Source organism: Xanthomonas euroxanthea (assembly GCF_903989455.1).
GTDB lineage: Bacteria > Pseudomonadota > Gammaproteobacteria > Xanthomonadales > Xanthomonadaceae > Xanthomonas > Xanthomonas euroxanthea.
Window position 1 is genome coordinate 2047965 of record NZ_LR861803.1, and the last position, 20418, is coordinate 2068382.

Consider the following 20418-nt stretch of genomic DNA (forward strand, 5'->3'; position numbering starts at 1 on the left):
GGCAGCGTTGCCGCTGCACGAAGGATGTCTCGACCTGTTCGTTAGCGGCTTCGGCCATCGGAAATGAAACCGTCTGCCCGGAGGGATTCATCCACGGTTGGCCTCGCGCTGGCGCCGGGCCAGGGCGGGCGAGGTCGCAAGCGGCGGGCATGGCCGAAGTGACGCGCTGCGGCGCCTCTCAGCCCCAGGAGATACGCCGATCCAGCTCGATGAGGTGTGGCGCGGGGAGGCGGCCGCCGCGAGGGAACTGCGGCCGATGGCCGGTGTTGAGCTCAGCACGCCCACTGCCGCCATGGCAGCGCAGCCACTGATCCATTTGGTTCAGTCGTAGCGCGACAGGTCCGGCGCCTGCATCGACGGCGTCATCAGCTTGGTGGCGATGTTCTGGATGCTGGGTTGGCTGGCGAATTTCAGTGCGCCGTGCAGCAGCTGGATGCCAAGCCGGCTGTGCGGATTCATCAGCCGTGGGCCGATCTTCGGCACGCCCTGACCCTTGTCGACCATCGGCCGCATGGCCGCGGCGTAGGCGGCAAACGCCTGTTCCAGCGTCTGGGCGCGTGCGATCTCATTGGCCAGCACATAACCACCGGTGACTGCCAGGGTGGCGCCGATGCCGGCCAGCGGGGTTGCGCACCAAGCCGCGTCGCCGGTGAGCACGACACGGCCGGCGTGCCAGCGCGGCATGCGGACCTGCCGCAAGGCGTCGAAGTAGAAATCCTCGGTGCTGTCCATGCCGTCCAGCACCCGCGCCGCCTGCCAGCCGGCGTCGGCGAAACGTTCGCGCAAGTAGGCCTTTTGGGTCGCCACGTCCCAGTCCTGTTCGCCCTCTGAGGCTTTCTGCAGCGAGAGCATGGCGCGCGTGGTGCCGTGCCGGTCCGGGCGCAAGGAGATGCTGCGCCCGCCGGTGGTGTGATACCAGCGCCACAGGCGGTCATCGTCGGCGGTGCGTGCGATGGTGAAGTAGGCGATGGTCAGATCCATCCAGCGCGGCGCGTTCTCGCCGGGAAACAGCAGCTCGCGCGTGGCCGAGCCGACCCCTTCGGCGACGATGACGGCATCGAAGCGCTCGCTGTGCCCGCTCTGGAAGTGGACGGTGGCGGCATTGCCGTCGTCGGCGATGCTGGCGATGCGGTCGCCGAACCGATACTCCGCGTGCTGGCGGGCGGCCGCATAGAGCAGGCGGGCGAGGTCGCCACGCAGGATTTCCAGTTCCGCGGTCGGGCCATCGCCGTCGATGTCGTCGGTCTTGAAGGTCGCCACCGCATGGCCGTGTTCGTCGACCCAGGCGGTGCCTTCCTCGCCGGTGCCGTGGTCGAGTGCGGCCTGCTCCAGGCCCATGCGCCGCAGGACCTCGCGGCCGACGCCGCGCACGTCGATGTTCTGGCCGCCATCGCGAAACTGTTCAGCCTGCTCGACGACGGTGACCTCAAGGCCTTGTTGGGCCAGTGCCCACGCCACGGTGTTGCCGGCGACACTTGCGCCGGTGATGAGGATGCGACGCGGCATGACAGATCACCCGGAGAATTAATATCATGGGTGATATTACATGCCCTGGTCGCGCTTCTCCAGGTTGGCGATCAGGCGCTGCATGAACGCGACGGTCTGCTGCGCCTCCTCGGGGGAGAAGTCTTTCAGTGCATCGGCATTCAGATCGGTCAGGATCCTGCCGCCGATCTCGGCGATCCTGCGCCCGGCAGGCGTGAGCGACACCACCGCGGCGCGGCGGTCCTGCGGCGTCGGGGAGCGCTTGATCAGCTTCAGGCCCTCCAGCTTGTCCAGCAGGGCCACCATTGCCGGCTGCTTCACGGCCGAGGCGATCACCAGGTCGCGTTGCATCATCGGCCCTTTCCAGGACAGCAGCATGATCGGCCCGATCAGTGCCAGCGACATGCCGTGCGGCCGCAGTTGCGCATCCACCAGGCGATTGAAGACCCGCGCAGCATGGTTGGCCAGATACCCCGGTGCTACCGCGGCCAGGGGGTGAATGAGTACGTCGCGATCCTGCATCTGCGTTACCGTGCCACGCCTTTTGGGCCAGCTGGCGATTTTATCCGGGCACCCGCGCCACGGGGCACTGCCTGCGCGTCATGGCGAGGTCTCCCAGCCAAGCATGCCGGGCAGCGACGCGCGCGGTGCGGTGGGCCGGCGCGCAGTCAGGTCACGTCAGCCACCTGGGTGTTGTAACGTAGGCGGGCGCTGCACGCTGCGCGCTGTGCCGACGGCGATGCCGGAGGGCGTTGCGCTGGCAGGTCAGGCCGGCATGTCCGACCCTGCCGGCCGGCGATGCGCGGCGTTGGCCCCTGATTCCTCTTCAATGGTTTTGTCAAAGATGCTTGTTTGGGTGACTGGTAAGCTGGCCGCACACCGCGTTGCGCGCTGCATGCATGACGCCTGCCGCTGGACGGCAGCACGCCCGGGCGCCGCATGAGCGCGCCGTTTCCTTATGGCCAGAGCGCCATGGCCCAGGCCGTGCGCGCATACGACTGGGCCGCAACCTCGCTAGGGCCGACCACGCAGTGGCCGTCGCCGTTGCGCAATGCCGTCAGCCTGATGCTCAGCTCGCCGGAAAGCATGTATGTGGTGTGGGGCGATGCGCTGACCTTTTTCTACAACGATGCGTATGCGCCCATCCTGGGGCCGCGGCAGCCGCACGCCCTGGGTGCGCCGTTGCGGGACTTGTGGGCCGATGCCTGGGAGGCCGTGCGTGCGCCGATCGAGGCCGCGTTCGCAGGGCGCGCCTCGCGCTTCGATGAAGTGCCGATCGGCATGAACCGCTACGGCACGCCGGAAGACACCTGGTGGACGTTCTCGTTCTCGCCGATTTATCTGGACGATGGACGCGTGGGCGGCGCGTTTTGCGTGACCAACGAAGTGACCGCCCGCAAGGTGGCGCAAAACCGGCTTGCCGATGAACACGAACGGCTGATCCGCTTGTTCGAGCAGGCGCCGATGTTCATGGCGTTCCTGGGTGGTCCGCAGCATCGGGTGGAATTTGCCAACCCGTGTTATTCGCGCCTGATCGGCCACCGCGACGTGATCGGCAAGCCCCTGGCCGAGGCCTTGCCCGATCTAGTCGAGCAGGGGCATCTGCGTCTGCTGGACGAGGTGTATCAGTCCGGGCGCGCCTACACGGCCAACGCGCTCGCCTACAACGTGCAGGTGGAGCCGGGCGGCGCGGTGGAGCGGCGCCTGCTGGACCTGGTCTACCAGCCGATCGCCGGTGCCGACGGCACCGTCTCCGGCGTCTTCGTGCAGGGTCTGGACATCACCGATCGCATCGGCCTGGAACGCGCGGTGCGCGAAGCCGAAGTGCGCAACCGGCAGATCCTGGACAGCGTGATGGACTACGCGATCATCGCCACCGACTTGTACGGCCTGGTGACGTCCTGGAACGAGGGCGCGCAGCGCATCCTGGGCTGGAGCGAGGCCGAGATGCTCGGCCAGACGCTGGAGCGCACCTTCACCCCGGAAGACGTGGAGCGCCGGCAGATCCTGATCGAGGCGGCGGCGGCGCTGGAAAGCGGCAGCGGCATGGACGAGCGCTGGCATGTGCGCAAGTCCGGCCAGCGCTTCTGGGCGAATGGTTCGCTGATGGTGCTGCGCGACGAAACCGGTGCGGCGATCGGCTTTGTCAAGGTGTTGCGCGACCGTACCGCCGAGCGGCTGGCCAGCGAAGCCTTGCGCAAGAGCGAGCGCCGGCTGGATGCGTTGGTGCGCGCGTCCTCGCAATCGATTTTTTCGGCCACGGCCGATTGGCGCGAGCTTCGCCAGCTGGTGGGCGAGGGCGCGCTGAGCGATGCGCTCTCGTCGAGCCTGAACTGGCAGCAGGAGATGGTGCACCCGGACGACCGCGCACGGCTGTCCGAAGCCATTGCGCATTCGATCATCAACAAGTCCGGGCTGGATCTGGAATACCGCGTGCTGGATGCCGATCAGCAGGTGGGGTGGACCCTGATGCGCGCGATCCCCTTGCTGGACGAGCGCGAGCAGATCGTGGAGTGGTTCGGCACCGCTGCCGACATCACCGACAAGCGGCTGGCCGAACAGCAGCTGCGCCAGCTGACCGAAACGCTGGAAGAGCGTGTGCGCGAACGCAGCGCGGCGCTGCTGCTGGCCGAAGAGAAGCTGCGCCAGAGCCAGAAGATGGAGGCGGTTGGCCAGCTGACCGGTGGGCTGGCGCACGACTTCAACAATCTGCTGACCGCGATCAGCGTCGGCCTGGAGCTGTTGCAGACGCGGATCGAACAGGGCAAGTACGACCGCCTGGAACGCTATGTGGAGATGGCCCAATCCAGCGCCGCGCGCGCCACCGCGTTGACCCAGCGGCTGCTGGCGTTTTCGCGCCGGCAGACCCTGGCGCCCACCGCGCTGGAGGTGCAGGCACTGGTGCACGGCATGCACGACATCATCGCGCGCACGCTGGGGCCGTCGATTGCCTTGCGGCTGCGCCCCGCACCCGATGCCTGGAAAGTGCTGGTGGATGCACCACAGCTGGAAAACGCGCTGCTGAACCTGTGCATCAATGCGCGCGATGCGATGCCCGATGGCGGCGAGCTCACCATCGGTATCGCCAACCGGGTGTTGGAGGCCGAAGCCGCCCAGCAGCTGGACCTGCCGGTCGGCGAGTACGTGTGCCTGAGCGTGCAGGACACCGGCACCGGCATGAGCGCCGAGGTGATGTCCAAGGTCTTCGAGCCGTTCTTCACCACCAAGCCGATCGGGCAGGGCACCGGTCTTGGGCTGTCGATGATCTACGGATTCACCCGCCAGTCCGGCGGGCACGTGCGGATCGACTCGGAGGTGGGCGTGGGCACCACGATGGCGCTGTACCTGCCGCGCTTCAACGGCGCGCTGCCGCAGGACGAGACGGTGCCGGCGAGCGAGCAACCGGTGCACTCGGCGGCGCAGAGCTGCACGGTGCTGCTGGTGGAAGATGAAACCGCGATCCGCGTGCTGATGTCCGAAGTGCTGGGCGAAGCGGGCTACCGCGTCATCGAGACCGCCGAAGGCAGCGCGGCGGTGGAACGCCTGCGCTCGCAGGAAGCGATCGACCTGCTGGTGACCGACGTCGGCCTGACCGGCGGGTTGAACGGACGTCAGGTTGCCGACGCGGGCCGGCAGTACCGGCCGACACTGCCGGTGCTGTTCGTCACCGGTTATGCGGCAACGGCGGCGGTAGGCGCCGGGCAGCTGGACGAGGGCATGGAAGTGTTGACCAAGCCATTCCTGGCGGTGGACCTGGAGCGCCGTGTAGCGCAACTGCTGGAGCGCAAAGCGCCGTGACGCGGAGGTGGAGCACGTTGCGGGCGGTTGGGTGCGCCTACAGCGCGGTGCGCACGATGCCGAGCAGGTCACGCAAGGAAAATGGCTTGGTCAACAGGCGCATGCCGGTATCGAGAAAATCCGCGCGCTTGGCAATGGAGCCGGCGTAGCCGGTCATGAACACGATGGGCAATGCGGGATACAGGCGGCGCGCGCTGTCTGCAAGGTCGCGCCCGTTCATGCCGGGCAGGCAGATATCGGAAAGCAGCAGATCGAACGGGCACGACCGATTGAGCTGCTCCAGCGCCTGCTCGGCATCGGGCGAAGCGGTGACCTGATAGCCCTCGTCACCGAGGATATCGGCGGTCATCGCACGAATGGCATCGTCGTCTTCGACCAGCAAGATACGGGCGTTACATGATGCGTGATTCACCGCAGTCCTCGAGCGATCGCAACCACGCGATGCACTTCAGCTGCAACGCTAGGCCTGCGCGCGTGACGAACGTGTCGGAACTGTCATAAAGCGCGGCACCGATCACGGCACGATGCCGGTAGTGCAGGCGCACAGGGTGCGCCAAGCAAGCTGATCGATTCACGCGCGCGCAGCGGCGCATGACGCGCCCGTGATAAATTTAGGTCCATGGGAAATCTGAAGCCGATGATCGCAAACCGCATTACGACTGGTACGACAGGGCTTGACACCATCTTGCGCGGCGGGCTGCCGCCCAACCGCCTGTACCTGCTGGAAGGCCAGCCGGGCTCGGGCAAGACCACAGCGTCGCTGCAGTTCCTGCTCGATGGCGCGGCCAAGGGCGAGAGCTGTCTGTACGTGACCTTGTCGGAAACCATCGACGAGCTCAACGAGGTGGCCACCTCGCACGACTGGTCGCTGGAGGCGCTGCATATCTTCGAGCTCGCTTCGGCTGAGGCGTTTCTGGGCGATGGACGCCAGCAGTCCATTCTGCACCCGTGGGAAATGGAGCTGGACGGCACCATCAAGCTGATCCAGGCCGAGGTGGACCGGGTCAAGCCGACGCGTGTGGTCTTCGATTCGTTGTCCGAGTTGCGCCTGCTGGCACAGGATTCGCTGCGCTACCGGCGCCAGGTGCTGGCGCTCAAGCAGTTCTTTGCGCCGCGCAATATCACCGTGTTTCTGGTCGATGACCTCACCGGCGAGAATGGCGAACGCGACGCGCATCTGCACAGCCTGTGCCATGGGGTGATTTCGCTGGAACGCATGACGCTGGATTTCGGTGCGGCGCGTCGGCGCATGCAGGTGCAGAAATTGCGTGGCGTGGATTTCATCGCCGGCTATCACGACATCACCATCACCACCGGCGGCATGCGGATCTATCCGCGTCTGATCGCCTCCGATCACCACGTGCCGTTCATTGGCGATGCGGTGTCCAGTGGCGTTGAGCGGGTCGATGCGCTGCTGCACGGTGGGCCGTTGCGCGGCACCAGCACGCTGTTGACCGGGCCTGCCGGGTCGGGCAAGACCAATATCGCGCTGCAGTACGTCACCGCCGCCTGCGAGCGCGGCGAGCATTGCTGCATCCTGGAGTTCGACGAGCGCACCGGCACCTTGCTGACGCGTGCCGAGAGTCTGGGCATGGATCTGCGCAAGTATCTGGACGCGGGCCTGCTGGAACTGCATCAGATGGATCCGGCCGAACTGACCCCGGGCGAGTTCGCCTGGGCGGTGCGCGCCAGTGTGGAAGAGCGCGATTGCCGCTTGCTGGTGATCGACAGCCTCAACGGCTATCTCACCTCGATGCCGCAGGAAAAGCAGTTGATGCTGCAGATGCACGAGTTGCTTTCCTATCTCAACCAGAGCGGCGTGACCACCTTCCTGGTCAATCCGCAGCATGGCCTGGTCGGCACGATGTCCACCGGCAACCTCAACATCTCCTACATGGCCGATACCGTCATCCTGTTCCGCTTCTTTGAGGCGCAGGGGCGCATCCGCAAGGCCTTGTCGGTGATCAAGAACCGCAGTGGCGCGCATGAGGATTCGATCCGCGAGTTGCGCATCGGGACGAGCGGTATCCATCTGAGCGAGCCGCTGGAGAAATTCCACGGCGTGTTGACCGGTACGCCGCACTTCGTCGGGGACGATACGCCATTGCTGGATCGTCCCCTTGACTACCTGTGACCCGGATGGATCCATCGTCCACATCATCGCGCCATTCGGCCGCGATGCGGAAAGCATTGCCGGCATCGTTGGCCAGCGCGGACTGACACGCCGGGTGTATGGCTCGCTGGCAGCGCTGGCGGACGACCTGCTCGATGCCTCCGGTGTGGTGGTGTTGACCGAAGAAGCGGTCGGCGGCGATCTGCAGCGGCTTTCGCACATCCTGCAGAGCCAGGCCGCCTGGTCGGATATTCCGTTCGTGCTGCTGCGTGCACCACGCGGCGCCCACGGCGGGCGCCAGGCCACGCTGCCGCCGGAAGTGACCAATGTCATCGAGCTGGAACGGCCGCTGAGTTCGTCGTCGTTGCTGAGCGCCATTTCCACTGCATTGCGCTCGCGCCAGAAGCAGTTCGTGATCCGCGACCAGATGGCGCAACTGGCCGAAAGCAAGACCGCACTGATGTCGAGCGAGGCCGAATTGCGCCGGGTCACCGACGCGCTGCCGGTGCTGATCGCCTTCATCGACAAGGACCTGGTGTACCGCTTTGCCAACCGCTCGTACGAGGACTGGATCGGCATCCCGCCTGCAGAAGTGATCGGGCAGCCCTTGGTGGACGTGGTCGGACCTGCGGTGGTGCAGGAGCGTCGCGCCTGGATCGAAGCCGCGTTGGCCGGGCAGGCGTTGACGGTGGAGGCGAGTTGGCCGCACGCCGACGGGCGCCGGCGGGATGCGGAGATCCGCTACATGCCGCGCCTGGATGCGGACGGCAAGGTGGACGGCTTTCATGTATTTGCCACCGACATCACCGCGCGCGCGCTGGCGCTGGAATCGATCCAGCAGCAGGCCAGTCTGCTCGAGATCAAGGTGGCCGAGCGCACCGCCGAGCTGCAGCAGCAGATGCTGGCGCGCGAGTCCAGCGAGGCGGCATTGCGCCAGGCGCAGAAAATGGAAGCAGTGGGCCAGCTGACCGGCGGCATCGCGCACGACTTCAACAACATGCTGACCGGCATCCTGTCGGCGCTGGATCTGGCGCGCCTGCGCATCGACCAGGGTCGCACCGAGGGGCTGGGCCGCTTCCTGGATGTAGCGTCGGCATCGGCCCTGCGTGCGGCCGCACTGACGCAACGGCTGCTGGCGTTTTCGCGCCGGCAATCGCTGGAAGCGCGGCACCTGCATCTGAACGATCTGGTGGTGTCGCTGCAGGAGTTGCTGGCGCGCACGCTGGGCGAATCGGTGCGCCTGGACACCGACCTGCAGGCCGACCTGCCGCAGGCGTATGTGGACGAAAACCAGCTGGAAAGCGCGCTGCTCAACCTGGCGATCAATGCCCGCGATGCGATGCCCGACGGCGGGCGGTTGCGCATCGCCACCCGCCAGTTGCAGGTCGAAGGGCAGCCGCTGGCACTCGGGCGCGGGGTGACGCTGGCGCCGGGCAATTACGCGGTGGTGTCGGTGACCGACAGCGGCGCCGGCATGCCGGCCGATGTGCTGGAGCGCGTGTTCGAACCGTTCTACACCACCAAGCCGATCGGGCAGGGCACCGGCCTGGGCATGTCGATGATCTACGGCTTCATGCAGCAGTCCAACGGGCAGGTATGGGTGGAATCCGAGCTGGGAAAGGGCACCACGGTGAGCCTGTATCTGCCGGCCGGTCTCCATCCGCAGGCGGTGTCGCCGCAGCCGCAAGCCGGCGCGGTGGTGGCCGGGCGCGGCCAGCAGGTGCTGGTGGTGGAAGACGACGAACAGGTGCGGCTGCTGGTGACCGAGCTGCTCAACGAGTTGGGCTATCAGGCCGATGTGGTTGCCGATGCCGATGCGGCGCTGCCGATCCTGGCCTCGCCGCGGCGGATCGATCTGCTGGTGACCGATGTGGGCCTGCCTGGACTGAACGGGCGCCAGCTGGCGGAGATCGCGCGGCAGTCGCGCGGCGATCTGCCGGTGATCTTCATGACCGGCTATGCGGAAACCGCGCGCGATCGCGGCGAGTTTCTTGCCGAAGGCATGAGCATGATCGCCAAGCCATTTACGCTGGGCGAGTTCAGCGGAAAGCTGCACGAGGTGCTGGGGCCGTCGGCCTGAATGCGTCACGCGGTCGATTGCGGCCGCCGCCATGGCGGCGCTTCGGCCGGCTGGCAGCGTGGTGTCTTTGAACGCGGACACAGTCCGCAGCTGGCTTCAGGGCGCTGCACGCCTGGATTGCCGCGTGCTTGCCAGGGCTTCGGCCACGGCGATCTTGTCGGCCACCGCTTTCTGCATCGGCGAGCCGGCGTCGAGTAAGCCATGCAGATGGCGCCAGTGCGCGCTGGCCGCGCGGTAGTCGTGCTGCTGAAAGTCGCTGATGCCCAGCAGCCACAGGCCGCGTTGATGATCCGGCTCGCGTGCGACCACCTGTTGCAGGCGGGCGCGTGCGTCGGCGTCGATGGCGAAATCGCTGCGCGTGGCCATGTCCGCAGCCACCCAGCCGACCAGGGCAGCGCTGAGATCGGGCGCGATCTTCAGCGCTTGCGCATAGGCTTCACGCGCATCGGCGGGGCGGTTGTCCTGCTCGTGCGCTTTAGCTTGCTGCATCAACGCTTCCAACCTCTGCTCCTGCGCAGCGTCAGCGGCAGCGTCGGCCTGGGCGGCCCGCGTTTGCTCAGCACCGGCAATGGACGGCGGCGCGGCGGCCGGTTGCGCCAGGGGCTGCGCCGCCGCGTACACGCGCCGCGCGATCGCCTCCGGCGCGCCCACCAGCCGATACAGACCGGCCGTGGCGACGGGCACGCCGAGCACCAGGGCAATCGGCAAGATGTAGCGTGCGTTGCCATTGCGTGTGGGCCGGCGCAGCAACGGCACCAGCAACAACAGCAAGGCAACCACCACCAGCGCGGCGCTTGCGACATAGAAACCCGTCATCACCACTCTTCCTCCGCCTGCGGCGCCATCGGGGTGCCGGCACGCGCACGTTTGCGCACGGTATGGATCACCACGCCCGCACCGGCGCCCAGCAGCAGCAACGGACCGAACCACAGCAGCCAGGTGCCGCGCTTGACCGGCGGGTCGTACAGCACGAAATCCGAATAGCGATCGACCATGTACTGCTTGATCTGCGCATCGCTCCTGCCGGCCTGCAGTTGCGCAAACACCTGATGGCGCAGGTCACGCGCCAGTGCGGCGTTGGAGTCGGCCAGGTTCTCGTTCTGGCACACCAGGCAGCGCAGCTGTGCGGTCAGGCGCTGGTAGCGCGCTTCGTCGCTGCGGTTCTTGAACGGCAGCGGGTCCACGGCCTGCGCCGCCAGCGGCGGTGCAAGCAGCGCGCCCAGCAGCAGCACCAGCAGCAAACGCAATGGCCGGCCCTGCATGCGCCAGTACCAGCGCCATGCGCGGCGCGCCGCCATCACGGCGTGGTCCTGGGCAATGCGGCGATGGCGGGCAGCAGCGCGTCGTCGATGACCTCGGGCGTGAGCACGCCGATGTGCTTGTAGCGGATCACGCCTTGCGCATCGATCAGGAAACTTTCCGGTGCACCGTAGACGCCGAAGTCGATCGCGGTCTGGCCGGTTTCATCGGCGATGACCAAGGCATAGGGGTTGCCATGTTGCGCAAGCCAGGCGGTGGCGTCGGCAGGCGCGTCCTTGTAGTTGTAGCCGATCAGCGGCACCCCGAGCCGGCTGGCGCGGGCCATCAGCACCGGATGTTCGTGCACGCATTCGGCGCACCAGCTGCCGAACACATTGAGCACGTAGGCCTTGCCCAGCAGCTGATCGCGGCTGACGCGTTGCCCGGGCTGATCCAGCAGCGGCAGCGAGAACGCCGGCGCCGGCTTGCCGATCAACGGCGAGGGTACCTCGCGCGGGTTGTGCTGCATCGTCCAGTAGATGCCGAAGCCGAACAGCGCCGCCAGCAACAGGAAACCCAGCAAGGGCAGCAGACGGTTCATGCGTGCGATTCCTGTGCGGTGACCAGGGCGCCGTGTGCCGGTGCCCTGGCCGCCGTGCCGGCGAGGGCCGGCGCACGGAAACGGCGGGCGCAGGCGCTGACAAAACCGCCCAGCATCATCAAAAGGCCGCCGGCCCAGATCCAGCGGATGAAGGGTTTGTAGTACAGCCGCAGCGTCCAGTCGTATTCGATGTGTTGGTCGTCCAGCGGCTCGCCGAGTGCGACATACAGATCGCGCGTGATGCCGGGGTCGATCGCCGACTCGGTCTGGATGCGCTCGCTGCTGTACAGGCGTTTTTGCGGATGCAGTTGGGCCACCACCTGGCCATCGCGGCTGACCTGCACGCTGCCTTGTTCGGCCTTCCAGTTCGGCCCGTCGATCAGTTGCACGCCATCGAAGCGGAATGCGTAGCCGGCGATCTCGGCGGTCTGCCCGGGTGCCAGACGCACGTCGCGTTCGACCGACAGGCTTTCAGACACCAGCACGCCGGCCACGAAAACCGCCACGCCCGCATGCGCGAGCAGCATGCCGGCCATTTCCGCAGGAAAGCGCCGGCCGCGCGGCATCTCGCGCCAGCGCTTGTGCATGTACAGCGCGGTGCCGGCTGCCACCCATGCGGCGACGCCGATCCCGGCAATCGCCTTGACCTGGCCATCGGCAAACAGACTGCCGACCAGCGCACAGGCAATCGCGGCGATGCCGGCGCGCGTGCCCAGTGCCCGCAACGGCGCCGCCTCGGCCTTGCCCCAACGCAGGTACGGGCCGAACGGCAGCAACAGCATCACCGGCACCATCAGCAGCGGGAACAGCAGGCCGAAGTAGGGCGGCCCCACCGATACCTTGCCCAGGCCGAAGGCATCGGCCACCAGCGGAAACAAGGTGCCCAGCAACACCATCGCCGCGGCCACGGTGAGCAGCAGGTTGCCGATCAGGATCGCGGTCTCGCGCGAGGCGGCGGCGAACGGTTTGCCGCTGGCGATCCTGGGTGCGCGCAGCGCGTACAGCAGCAACGAGCCGCCGACCACGGCGACCAGGAAGATCAGGATGTACAGGCCGCGGCGCGGATCGGCGGCGAAGGCATGCACCGAGGTCAGCACGCCCGAGCGCACCAGGAAGGTGCCCAGCAACGACAGCGAGAACGCCAGGATCGACAGCAGGATGGTCCAGGCACGCAGGCTGCCGCGTTTTTCGGTGACCGCCTGGGTGTGGATCAGCGCGGTGCCGACCAGCCACGGCATGAAACTGGCGTTTTCCACCGGGTCCCAGAACCACCAGCCACCCCAGCCCAGTTCCGCGTATGCCCACCAGCTGCCGGCAACGATGCCGGCGGTGAGGCAGGCCCAGGCCACGTTGGTCCACGGCCGCGCCCAGCGCACCCAGGCCTGTTCCAGTTCGCCGCCGAGCAGGGCCGCCACCGCGAACGCGAACGCCACCGAGAAACCGACATAGCCGGTGTACAGCACCGGGGGGTGGAAGGTCATGCCCGGATCCTGCAGCACCGGATTGAGCTCGTTGCCATCCAGCGGGATCGGCGACAGCCGCCCGAACGGATTGGAGGTCAGCAGGATGAAGGCCAGAAAGCCCACCGACACCAGCCCCAGCACCGCCAGCACGCGCGCGGCGAACTGCTGCGGCAGATGCCGGCTGAAGGCGGCCAGCAGCACCGTCCAGGTCGACAGGATCGCGATCCACAGCAGCAGCGAGCCTTCGTGCGCACCCCACACCGCGGCGAAGCGGTAGTACCAGGGCAGGGCAAGGTTGGCGTTGTCGGCGACATAGCGCACCGAAAGATCCAGCGACAGCAGCGACCAGGCGAGCAGGCCGAACGCCATCCACACGAACAGCGCCTGGCCGACCGCCGCAGGCCGCGCAATGCCCATCAACGCGGTGTTGCCGCGCCAGGCGCCGACCAGCGGCAACACGCCCTGGGCCAGCGAGAGCAGTAACGCCAGGATCAATGCGATCTGGCCGAGTTCAGGCGTCATGGGTAGGTCGCAACGTGCAGCAGGAAGAGGTCATCGAGTGAGCGAAGCGCAGCCGATGCCGCCTCAACGCGGCGCGGCCAGCGGCGCGGCGGTGGCGGGCATCGGCTTGCCGACATGGCCTTCGGCCATCGCGTCCTTCAGTTCCTTCGGCATGTAGGTTTCGTCGTGCTTGGCCAGCACTTCATTGGCGACAAAGCGCCCGCCCTGCATGCGCCCGTTGGCGATCACCGACTGGTTGTCGCGAAACAGGTCCGGAAGAATGCCGGTGTATTCGACCTGCGTCGCGGCGTGCTTGTCGATCACGGTGAAATGGACGGTGAGGCTGTCGGTGGCGCGCTGGATCGAGCCGGCCTTGACCATGCCGCCGAGGCGGAACTGCTGATAACTCGCCGCTGCGCCGGCATGCACCTGGCTGGGCGTGAACAGATAGCTCATGTTCCGTTGCAGTGCGAGCACGATCAGCGTGACGGCCAAAGCGGCGGCGGCGAGTGCGCCGATCACCAGCCACAGGCGTTGCTTGCGGGTGGCGTTCATGGGGCCTCACGCTCCAGCGGCGCTGCAGCCGCCACATCGCGTGGGCGCCGCGGCGCCTGCCGTTGCAACTGGCCGCGCAGTTCGCGCGGCAGGCGGCGCCGACGCAACCACGGCGATGCCAGATCGGCCAGCAGCACCAGCACGAACAGCGCGTACGCGGTCCACACGTATTGCCCGTAACCACCCATGGCCAGCAAGGTGGTCATGCGGTGCGCCCGGTCAACACGATGCGGCGTGCCCAGTCCTTGCCGCTGTCCAGGGCGAGCAGGTCCACGCGCACGCGGCCGAACAGGCTGGCCACGTAGTAGCACTTGGTGGCCAGCAGCATCGTCAGCAGCGGCCACAGCATGTCTGCGCTCATCGTGGAGGGGCCGAGCAGGCGCACGGTGGAGCCCTGGTGCAAGGTGTTCCACCACACCACCGAGTAATGCACGATCGGCAGATTGACCAGGCCCACCAGCGCGAGCAGCCCGGCCGCGCGCATCGCCTGGCGGCGCTCTTCCACTGCGTGGTACAGGCCGAGCACGCCCAGATACAAAAACAGCAGCAGCAACTCGGAAGTCAGCCGCGCATCCCAGGTCCACCAGGTACCCCACATCGGCTTGCCCCACAGCGCGCCGGTGCACAAGGTGATGAAGGTGAAGGCCGCGCCGATCGGCGCCGAGGCCATGGTCACCACCTCGGCCAGCTTGATCCGCCATACCAGCGCGATGAACGCCGCCACGCCCATCGCCGCGTAGATGAAAAGACTCATCCAGGCGCTGGGCACGTGGATGAAGATGATGCGGTAGGCGTCGTGCTGCTGGTAATCCGGCGGCGCCAGCACCAGCCCACCGTAGGCGGCCACCGCACCCAGCAACAGCGCCAGGCCCAATGCCCACGGGCGCACGCGTCCGGCGACGCGATAGAAGACGGGCGGCGAGCTGAGTTTATGCAGCCACAGGGGAATCCACTTGGCCATGCCGGTGTCGTCAGTTGGAATGTCGGGCGGGAGGCGCCAGTGCCTGCACGGCGGCGCCGGCGTTGACCTGCAACTGGCCGTCGGAGATCTTGCTGGTGCGCTGCATCAGCTCGCGCAGTGCCTTGGCATCGAGCGAGGGCGACAGCGACAGCAACAACGCGACCATGCCGCTGACATGCGCGGTGGCCATCGACGAGCCGGAGGTGAAGTCGTAGCGGCCGTTCGGCTGGGTGGTCAGGATGTCCTTGCCGGGGGCGCTGAGCACGCCGGGCATGGCGGCGCTGGAGCTGCTGCTGCGGACCACCAGCACGCCCGGCACATCGTTGGGAAAGCCGTCCAGGCGCCCGTTCGGCGGCATTGCGGTGACCACGATGCGCCCTTGCTGCACCAGGTGCTGCAGCATCTTGCTCAGCAGCGGGTCGGCCGGGCCACCCAGGCTCAGGTTGATCACGCGCGCGGAGCTGTTGTTGATCGCCGCCAGCGCCTTGGCCAGGGTGAAGGTGTTGCAGCGTGCGGTGGCGCCGACGCTGGGCGCATACCAGCAGGCCTTGTAGATGCTCAGCATGGCCTTGGGCGCCATGCCGACGATGCCTTGATGGTTGTTGCTGCCGGCGGCGATGATGCCGGCCACTTCGGTGCCGTGCGAGTCGCTGCTGGTCATCACCGGCGCGTCGTCGACCAGGTCGTGCACATCGCGGATGCGTGTCTTCAGGTCGGCATGGGTGGTGTCCACGCCGGTATCCACCACCGCCACCACCACGCCGCGGCCCTGGGTGACGGTCTGCGCGCTGGCCGCATCGGTGGCGATGAAGCCGCGTTGCAGATCCACGTACGGGTCGTTGTAGCCGGACAGCGCGGTGGTCTTTTCCGACGCGTCGGCGGAAAACACCGAGAAATCCTGCACCGGCTGCACCAGCTCCACGCCGTCGTCGTCGGCCAGCGCAGTGACCAGTTCGTCGCGCGACACGCCCGGTGGCGGCTGCAACACCGCGCAGTACAGGCCCAGCGAGGTGATCGGCCAGCCGGCGACTTCGCGCAGCTTGTAGCGCTGCTTGAGCGCTTCCATGCGCGCGGCCGCCTTCTGGCCGGCGCCGTAGTAACTGGAGGCGTAGCCGATCAGGCTGGAACCGGCGCGCGCCGGCGGCGCACTGAGCGGGTTGGCCACCGCCAGCAGGATGTCGCGGCTGCTGTCGGGCGTCTGCGCATCGGCTGCCGGTGGCGTGCTGCTGCCGGCGGCGGCGACCTGCGCCGGCTCCTGCGCTGCGGCCTGCACGCTGGTGTGCGTGCCAAGGCCGATGCATGCGGCGATCACGCCGATGGCGAGCATGCGCTTCATGGCGCGGACACGATCTCGGCCATCCGGATGCCGGGGTTGGCGCGCAGCTGTTGCACGGTCCGCTGCGGCTGGGCCGGCGGTTGCAGTGCGGCCGGCACCACGGTGTAAGCGCCCATGTCGTTGGGCCCGCCGATCACCTGTAACTGCTGCGCATGCAGCAGGCGGTCCCAGTCGGCCACGGTCATCCTGGCGTCTGGCACCACCCGGATGGCGCCTTGCGGCACCGGCTGGGCGGTGGCGCTGCTGAGCGTGCGGTAGTCGTGCGAGGGCGCCGGCGAGGCCAGCTTGACGCCCATGACGCCCAGGCCGATCGCCTGCACCAGGGCCGCGGCCGCCAGGGCACGGACCGTCCAGCTGCCGGAGCGGCGCGCTGCCGGCGGCGGCGCAGGCGCGCTGATCTGCTCCGGCGCATCCAGCCGGCCGAGCAGGCGCTGCAGGCCGGCGTCGGGGTCCAGCTTCACCGCCGACGGCAGTGCCAGCGCCTGGCGCAGGCGGTTCTGCTGGGCGAACTCGGCACTGCACGAGGCGCACTTGGCCACATGCGCGATCAGCCAGGTGTTCTCTTCCTCGGTGGCGCTGTCGAGCAGGACCGCGGGCATCAGTTCCCAGGCGTGCGAGCATTCCTTGCCAGGCGCGATGAAAAACGTCTTCATTGCATGGTCTCCGTATAGGGGGCGCCGCCGGCCAGGCCGGGCAGCACATTGCGTAATTTGACCCGCGCATGGAACAGCCGGGCCTTGATGGTGCCCACCGGGCACTGCATGATCTCGGCGACTTCTTCCAGCTTGTGGCCGACGCCATAGACCAGTTCGATCACCAGGCGCTGGTCCGGCGACAACCGTTCCATGCCCTTGTCGAGCCAGTCGCGCAGTTCGCGGTCGTCGTTGTCGTCGGCGCTGGGGGCGTGGTCTTCCACCATGGCGGTATCGTCGATGGCCTCGCCGTCGTGCTGGCGCAGGCACTTGAGGCCGCAGCGGTAGGCAATGCCCATGATCCAGGTCGAGACCTGCGAATCGCCGCGGAAGTCGCCGGCCTTCTGCCAGGCGATCCAGAAACAGTCGTTGATGGCTTCCTCGATGATGTCCGGGCGCCGGGTCAGGCGCGACAGGAACCGGCACAGCCGGCCGTGATAGCTGGTGTACATGGTGGACAACGCGGCGCGATCGCCCGCCGCCATGCGGCGCAGCAGCATGCGATCGGTGGCATCACCCAGGGTGTCGGAATCATTCATCAAGGCACGCACGGCAGAGGACACATCTAGGTGCCCGGGAGCGGGCAAAAGGTTGCGGGTGGATCAGAACGCGCGCGACACCATGCCCACCCACGGCGTTTCGCCGGGGCCGCCCTGCGCACGCGGGGTGTTGCTGCTGGTCAGCACCCGGTCCAGCTTCACGGTCCATGCGGCGTGGTTCCATTTCAGGCCCAGTTGCCCATACCGATAGCGGCCGGAACTCTGGGCACCGTAGGTCATGGCCGGGAAGTCGGAGATGCCGGCGCCTGCCGAGAGGCTGACACTGGCCGACAGCGGCACGCTGGCGGTGACATCGATCACCTTGTTCCAGGGAGACCGCTGCGCACGCGGGAAATTGAAGGTGGACAGCGAGAACGTGAGCATGTCGCGGTAGGACCACGCCAGGCTCGCTTCCTGGCGGTCGAAGGTGCGCGACTGGCGGTCGGCGGGGTAGGCGTAATACAACAGGCTGGCCTGCATTTGCCAACGGTCGTCCAGCATCCAGGCGCGTGCGCCCTGGGCAGTCACCGCCACCGGCCGGCTCAGCGAGGGCGACTGCAGTGCCGTGGACACCGAGACCGACCAGCCGGGGGAGGGCAGCCAGTAGCCGGCTGCCTGCAGGGTGACGCGGTTGGGGGCGACCGAGATGCCGCGGTCGATCAGGGTCGAGGCCACGGCGACCGCGCCGCCGAGGTTATCCGCCAGCGCGTTGCCGCACGGGCCCAGCACCAGCGCCAGCAACAGACTGCGGCGCAACGGCGCGCGGTGGTGCCGCCCGCAGCGCAGAGACATGCAGGGCAGGCCTGGCGACAAAAACACGGCGTACAGCGTCGGGCGTGCACCGATCGCGCCCCACGGCTGCCCGCCGCAGGCGCAGCGGCGTCGCGGTCGTAAGGGGGCGTGCTGGGCGGGTGACACGGTGGGCATGGGCGTAGGACGTCGGCACAGGGCGGGGCGGGATAGTCACCCATCACGCAGGACGAGACCGCCGCGGCTGCGACGGTTTCGTCCGTATACGCGAAGGGACCGGTTCAGGCGACGCGGCCCGGCACACATGTGCAGTGCTGGTCCGGGGGGCGGTGCTGGACGCGGACACTGCGGCCGGCCGGCTGTACGCTGCTTGAAGCGGGCATCCCTCTCCACCGGCGGCGCGGTCAGGCCGGTGCCGGGACCGCCCTGGGGCAGGCATCCCGCGCCGGGGTGCCGGCGCGGCCGGTCCGTCGCCTGCCGGACGGTCTCAATGCAGGGTAGCGAGGTAGGCGATCAGCGCGTCCAGTTCCTTTTCGTCCTCCAGCCCTTCGTACTTCATCTTGGTGCCCGGCAGGGCCTTCTTGGAGTCCTGTTTCAGGAATGCCTTGAGGCTGTTTGCGTCCCAGACGCCCTTGTTCGGCATCAGGTCCGTCGAGCGGCCCTTGAGCACGGCCGAATAAGCTTTGAGGTCGGGCGAGTAGCCGCTGAAATCGGCCACGCTGCCGGGAGGGCGGTTGACGATGCCAAACAGGGACGGGCCCTTCTTGTTCTTGCCCTGGGTGGCGCTGTGGCATTCGGCACATTCGCTTGCGAACACGCTCTTGCCATCGGCGGCCCGCGCCGGGGCGGTCAGGGTGGCGCCGGCCAGCAGCAGGCCGGCTAGCGAAGCGCACAACAGGGTCTTGGGAAATGAAGGCATGGGAGTCCGTACGGTTGCGTGCAACAGGGGAAATCAGAACGCCAGGTTCACCGACAGCGTGAAGCTGTCGAGGTCGCGCGGATTGGTGATCGGCGGTCCGCGGAACACGTTGGAGGTGCTGCCGTTGAACTTGTCGAAGCGGAACCAGCCAGCCGACACGCGCAGGTTGGCATTGGTGGTGTAGGTGCCTTCGCGCCCGAACGGGCTCCAGTACACCAGGATCAGATTGCTGGTGGTGTCGGGGATGCCGACCGGCGAATAACGCGCTGCATCGAACGAACCGGTGTTGATCATGTGCGCGGCCAGCACGCCGTAGGTCTGCTTGAACGCGTAGTTCATGCTGATGGTCTGGTCGCGCACGCTGCCACGGTCGAGCGCGGGCATGGTCGGGTCGGACGGAATCAGCGGGCTGCCGTATCTGCGGCGCTCGTAGATGTTGACGTAGGCCAGCGACAGCACGTGTTCGCGGGTGCCGAGGAATTGATAGGTCAGGTCGTAGCCGAAATCGGTGAGGTCATCGCTGGGCCCGTTGCGCGGACGCTGGCGACGCGTGTTGAGCGCGGTCAGGCCCACCGAGAAGAATTGCCGCTTCATGTCCTTCATGTACGCAAGACGCGCATAACTGGTGTCGCTGAGCTTGCCCGGGTCGCCGTTGATCGGCCAGCCGAGCCGATCCTGCGCCGACGGCGACAACGCGCTGTAGCTGCCCACTTCGCCGTACCAGTTCTTGTCGTACAGCCCGTACACGCTGGCACCGATGACGCGGTTGGACAGGGACGAGGAGCTGAGCATGGTGGACGCGCCGCCATTGGATGCCGGCGTCAGGGTGGACGCATTCGGCAACACATGCACCGGGTCGGAAATGCCCGGATTGTTGTTGACGCTGACGCCGAGCATGGTGTCCTTGCCGGCCATCTGGAACGGTTTGCTGACAAAGCGCAGGTCCACATCGTCCAGGCGCGTATCGAAGGTGGCGTTGCCGCTGTTGTTGGAGCGGATCTTGGAGTAGCCGCCGATGTTGTCGTTGACCCGGCCGGCCAGATACAGGTCGGCCTGGGTCAGCCGCGCGGTGCTGTCGCCACGGCTGGGATTGTTGCGCGCCCAGGTCAGCTGGCCGGACACCGGGATCTTGGTGCCTTCGCCATTGGTATCGGTGAAGCCGCCAAGCTTGAAGCGCATGCCGTAAGGCGTGAGCGACGGGCCGTAGGAACCGATGTGGCAATCCGCGCAGGACGAGCCGGTCTGGCGCGCGAACGATGGGATCGCCTGGGCGTGCGTGCTGGCCAGCAGCAGCAACGGGCCGGACACGCACAACAAGGACGTCAGGGAGGCGGGACGCGTGGCGGTGCGACGCGGAGCGGGCTGGGGAGCAGGCATGGAAAGTCC

19 protein-coding genes are annotated in these 20418 nt (G+C 67.2%); 3 read left to right on the forward strand and 16 right to left on the reverse strand.

Annotation, left to right across the window (positions count from 1 at the left end; translation table 11 throughout):
* Positions 1-321: 321 nt before the first annotated feature.
* On the reverse strand, positions 322-1506 hold the full coding sequence (locus tag H7A86_RS08775) for an FAD-dependent monooxygenase (RefSeq protein WP_104582844.1): 1185 nt from the start codon (positions 1504-1506) through the stop codon (positions 322-324).
* A gap of 36 nt (positions 1507-1542) precedes the next feature.
* Positions 1543-2007, reverse strand: coding sequence for a MarR family winged helix-turn-helix transcriptional regulator (locus tag H7A86_RS08780; RefSeq protein ID WP_119132188.1), 465 nt, complete (start codon positions 2005-2007; stop codon positions 1543-1545).
* A 417-nt stretch (positions 2008-2424) separates the two neighbouring features.
* Between H7A86_RS08780 and H7A86_RS08785 the strand changes: the two genes are divergently transcribed.
* Positions 2425-5283, forward strand: a complete 2859-nt coding sequence (locus H7A86_RS08785) for a hybrid sensor histidine kinase/response regulator (protein WP_119132187.1) — start codon at positions 2425-2427, stop codon at positions 5281-5283.
* A gap of 37 nt (positions 5284-5320) precedes the next feature.
* Here the strand turns inward: H7A86_RS08785 and H7A86_RS08790 are convergent, their stop codons facing one another.
* Positions 5321-5665, reverse strand: coding sequence for a response regulator (locus H7A86_RS08790; RefSeq protein WP_104648493.1), 345 nt, complete (start codon positions 5663-5665; stop codon positions 5321-5323).
* A gap of 237 nt (positions 5666-5902) precedes the next feature.
* On the opposite strand from H7A86_RS08790, the gene H7A86_RS08795 reads away from it, so the two are divergent.
* Complete coding sequence (locus H7A86_RS08795) at positions 5903-7417, forward strand: ATPase domain-containing protein (RefSeq protein ID WP_104582848.1); 1515 nt, start codon at positions 5903-5905, stop codon at positions 7415-7417.
* Positions 7404-9476 carry a PAS domain-containing sensor histidine kinase gene (locus H7A86_RS08800; protein WP_104582849.1) on the forward strand — a complete coding sequence of 691 codons (2073 nt, stop codon included), beginning with the start codon at positions 7404-7406 and terminating at the stop codon, positions 9474-9476. Before H7A86_RS08795 ends, H7A86_RS08800 begins: the two co-directional genes overlap by 14 nt.
* 96 nt (positions 9477-9572) lie before the next feature.
* Here the strand turns inward: H7A86_RS08800 and H7A86_RS08805 are convergent, their stop codons facing one another.
* The 13 genes from H7A86_RS08805 to H7A86_RS08865 all read right to left on the reverse strand — a co-directional run bounded on the left by H7A86_RS08805 (position 9573) and on the right by H7A86_RS08865 (position 20409).
* On the reverse strand, positions 9573-10292 hold the full coding sequence (locus tag H7A86_RS08805) for a tetratricopeptide repeat protein (protein WP_119132186.1): 720 nt from the start codon (positions 10290-10292) through the stop codon (positions 9573-9575).
* On the reverse strand, positions 10292-10774 hold the full coding sequence (locus H7A86_RS08810; protein ID WP_180496947.1) for a cytochrome c-type biogenesis protein: 483 nt from the start codon (positions 10772-10774) through the stop codon (positions 10292-10294). Before H7A86_RS08810 ends, H7A86_RS08805 begins: the two co-directional genes overlap by 1 nt.
* Positions 10774-11316: a DsbE family thiol:disulfide interchange protein gene (locus H7A86_RS08815; protein ID WP_104582852.1), complete on the reverse strand. Its 543-nt coding sequence runs from the start codon at positions 11314-11316 to the stop codon at positions 10774-10776. Before H7A86_RS08815 ends, H7A86_RS08810 begins: the two co-directional genes overlap by 1 nt.
* A complete protein-coding gene (locus H7A86_RS08820) occupies positions 11313-13301 on the reverse strand; it encodes a heme lyase CcmF/NrfE family subunit (protein WP_119132185.1) in 1989 nt (662 codons plus the stop codon). The genes H7A86_RS08815 and H7A86_RS08820 overlap by 4 nt, the downstream gene beginning before the upstream one ends.
* Positions 13302-13364: 63 nt before the next feature.
* Entirely contained in the window at positions 13365-13835 is a 471-nt protein-coding gene (gene ccmE, locus H7A86_RS08825; protein ID WP_119132184.1) for a cytochrome c maturation protein CcmE, read from the reverse strand.
* Complete coding sequence (gene ccmD / locus H7A86_RS08830) at positions 13832-14041, reverse strand: heme exporter protein CcmD (protein ID WP_119132183.1); 210 nt, start codon at positions 14039-14041, stop codon at positions 13832-13834. Before ccmD ends, ccmE begins: the two co-directional genes overlap by 4 nt.
* Positions 14038-14796, reverse strand: coding sequence for a heme ABC transporter permease CcmC (ccmC, locus tag H7A86_RS08835; protein ID WP_104582856.1), 759 nt, complete (start codon positions 14794-14796; stop codon positions 14038-14040). The genes ccmD and ccmC overlap by 4 nt, the downstream gene beginning before the upstream one ends.
* 10 nt (positions 14797-14806) lie before the next feature.
* Positions 14807-16132: a S8 family serine peptidase gene (locus H7A86_RS08840; RefSeq protein WP_119132182.1), complete on the reverse strand. Its 1326-nt coding sequence runs from the start codon at positions 16130-16132 to the stop codon at positions 14807-14809.
* Entirely contained in the window at positions 16129-16785 is a 657-nt protein-coding gene (locus H7A86_RS08845; RefSeq protein ID WP_164740853.1) for a zf-HC2 domain-containing protein, read from the reverse strand. Before H7A86_RS08845 ends, H7A86_RS08840 begins: the two co-directional genes overlap by 4 nt.
* Positions 16782-17363 carry a sigma-70 family RNA polymerase sigma factor gene (locus tag H7A86_RS08850; protein WP_104582859.1) on the reverse strand — a complete coding sequence of 194 codons (582 nt, stop codon included), beginning with the start codon at positions 17361-17363 and terminating at the stop codon, positions 16782-16784. Before H7A86_RS08850 ends, H7A86_RS08845 begins: the two co-directional genes overlap by 4 nt.
* A gap of 63 nt (positions 17364-17426) precedes the next feature.
* The gene (locus H7A86_RS08855; protein ID WP_119132180.1) at positions 17427-18155 is read right to left on the reverse strand and encodes a TorF family putative porin; all 729 of its coding nucleotides are present in this window, start codon (positions 18153-18155) and stop codon (positions 17427-17429) included.
* A 445-nt stretch (positions 18156-18600) separates the two neighbouring features.
* Positions 18601-19032, reverse strand: a complete 432-nt coding sequence (locus H7A86_RS08860; protein WP_104648502.1) for a c-type cytochrome — start codon at positions 19030-19032, stop codon at positions 18601-18603.
* A gap of 33 nt (positions 19033-19065) precedes the next feature.
* The gene (locus H7A86_RS08865; protein ID WP_119132179.1) at positions 19066-20409 is read right to left on the reverse strand and encodes a cytochrome C; all 1344 of its coding nucleotides are present in this window, start codon (positions 20407-20409) and stop codon (positions 19066-19068) included.
* Positions 20410-20418: the final 9 nt, after the last annotated feature.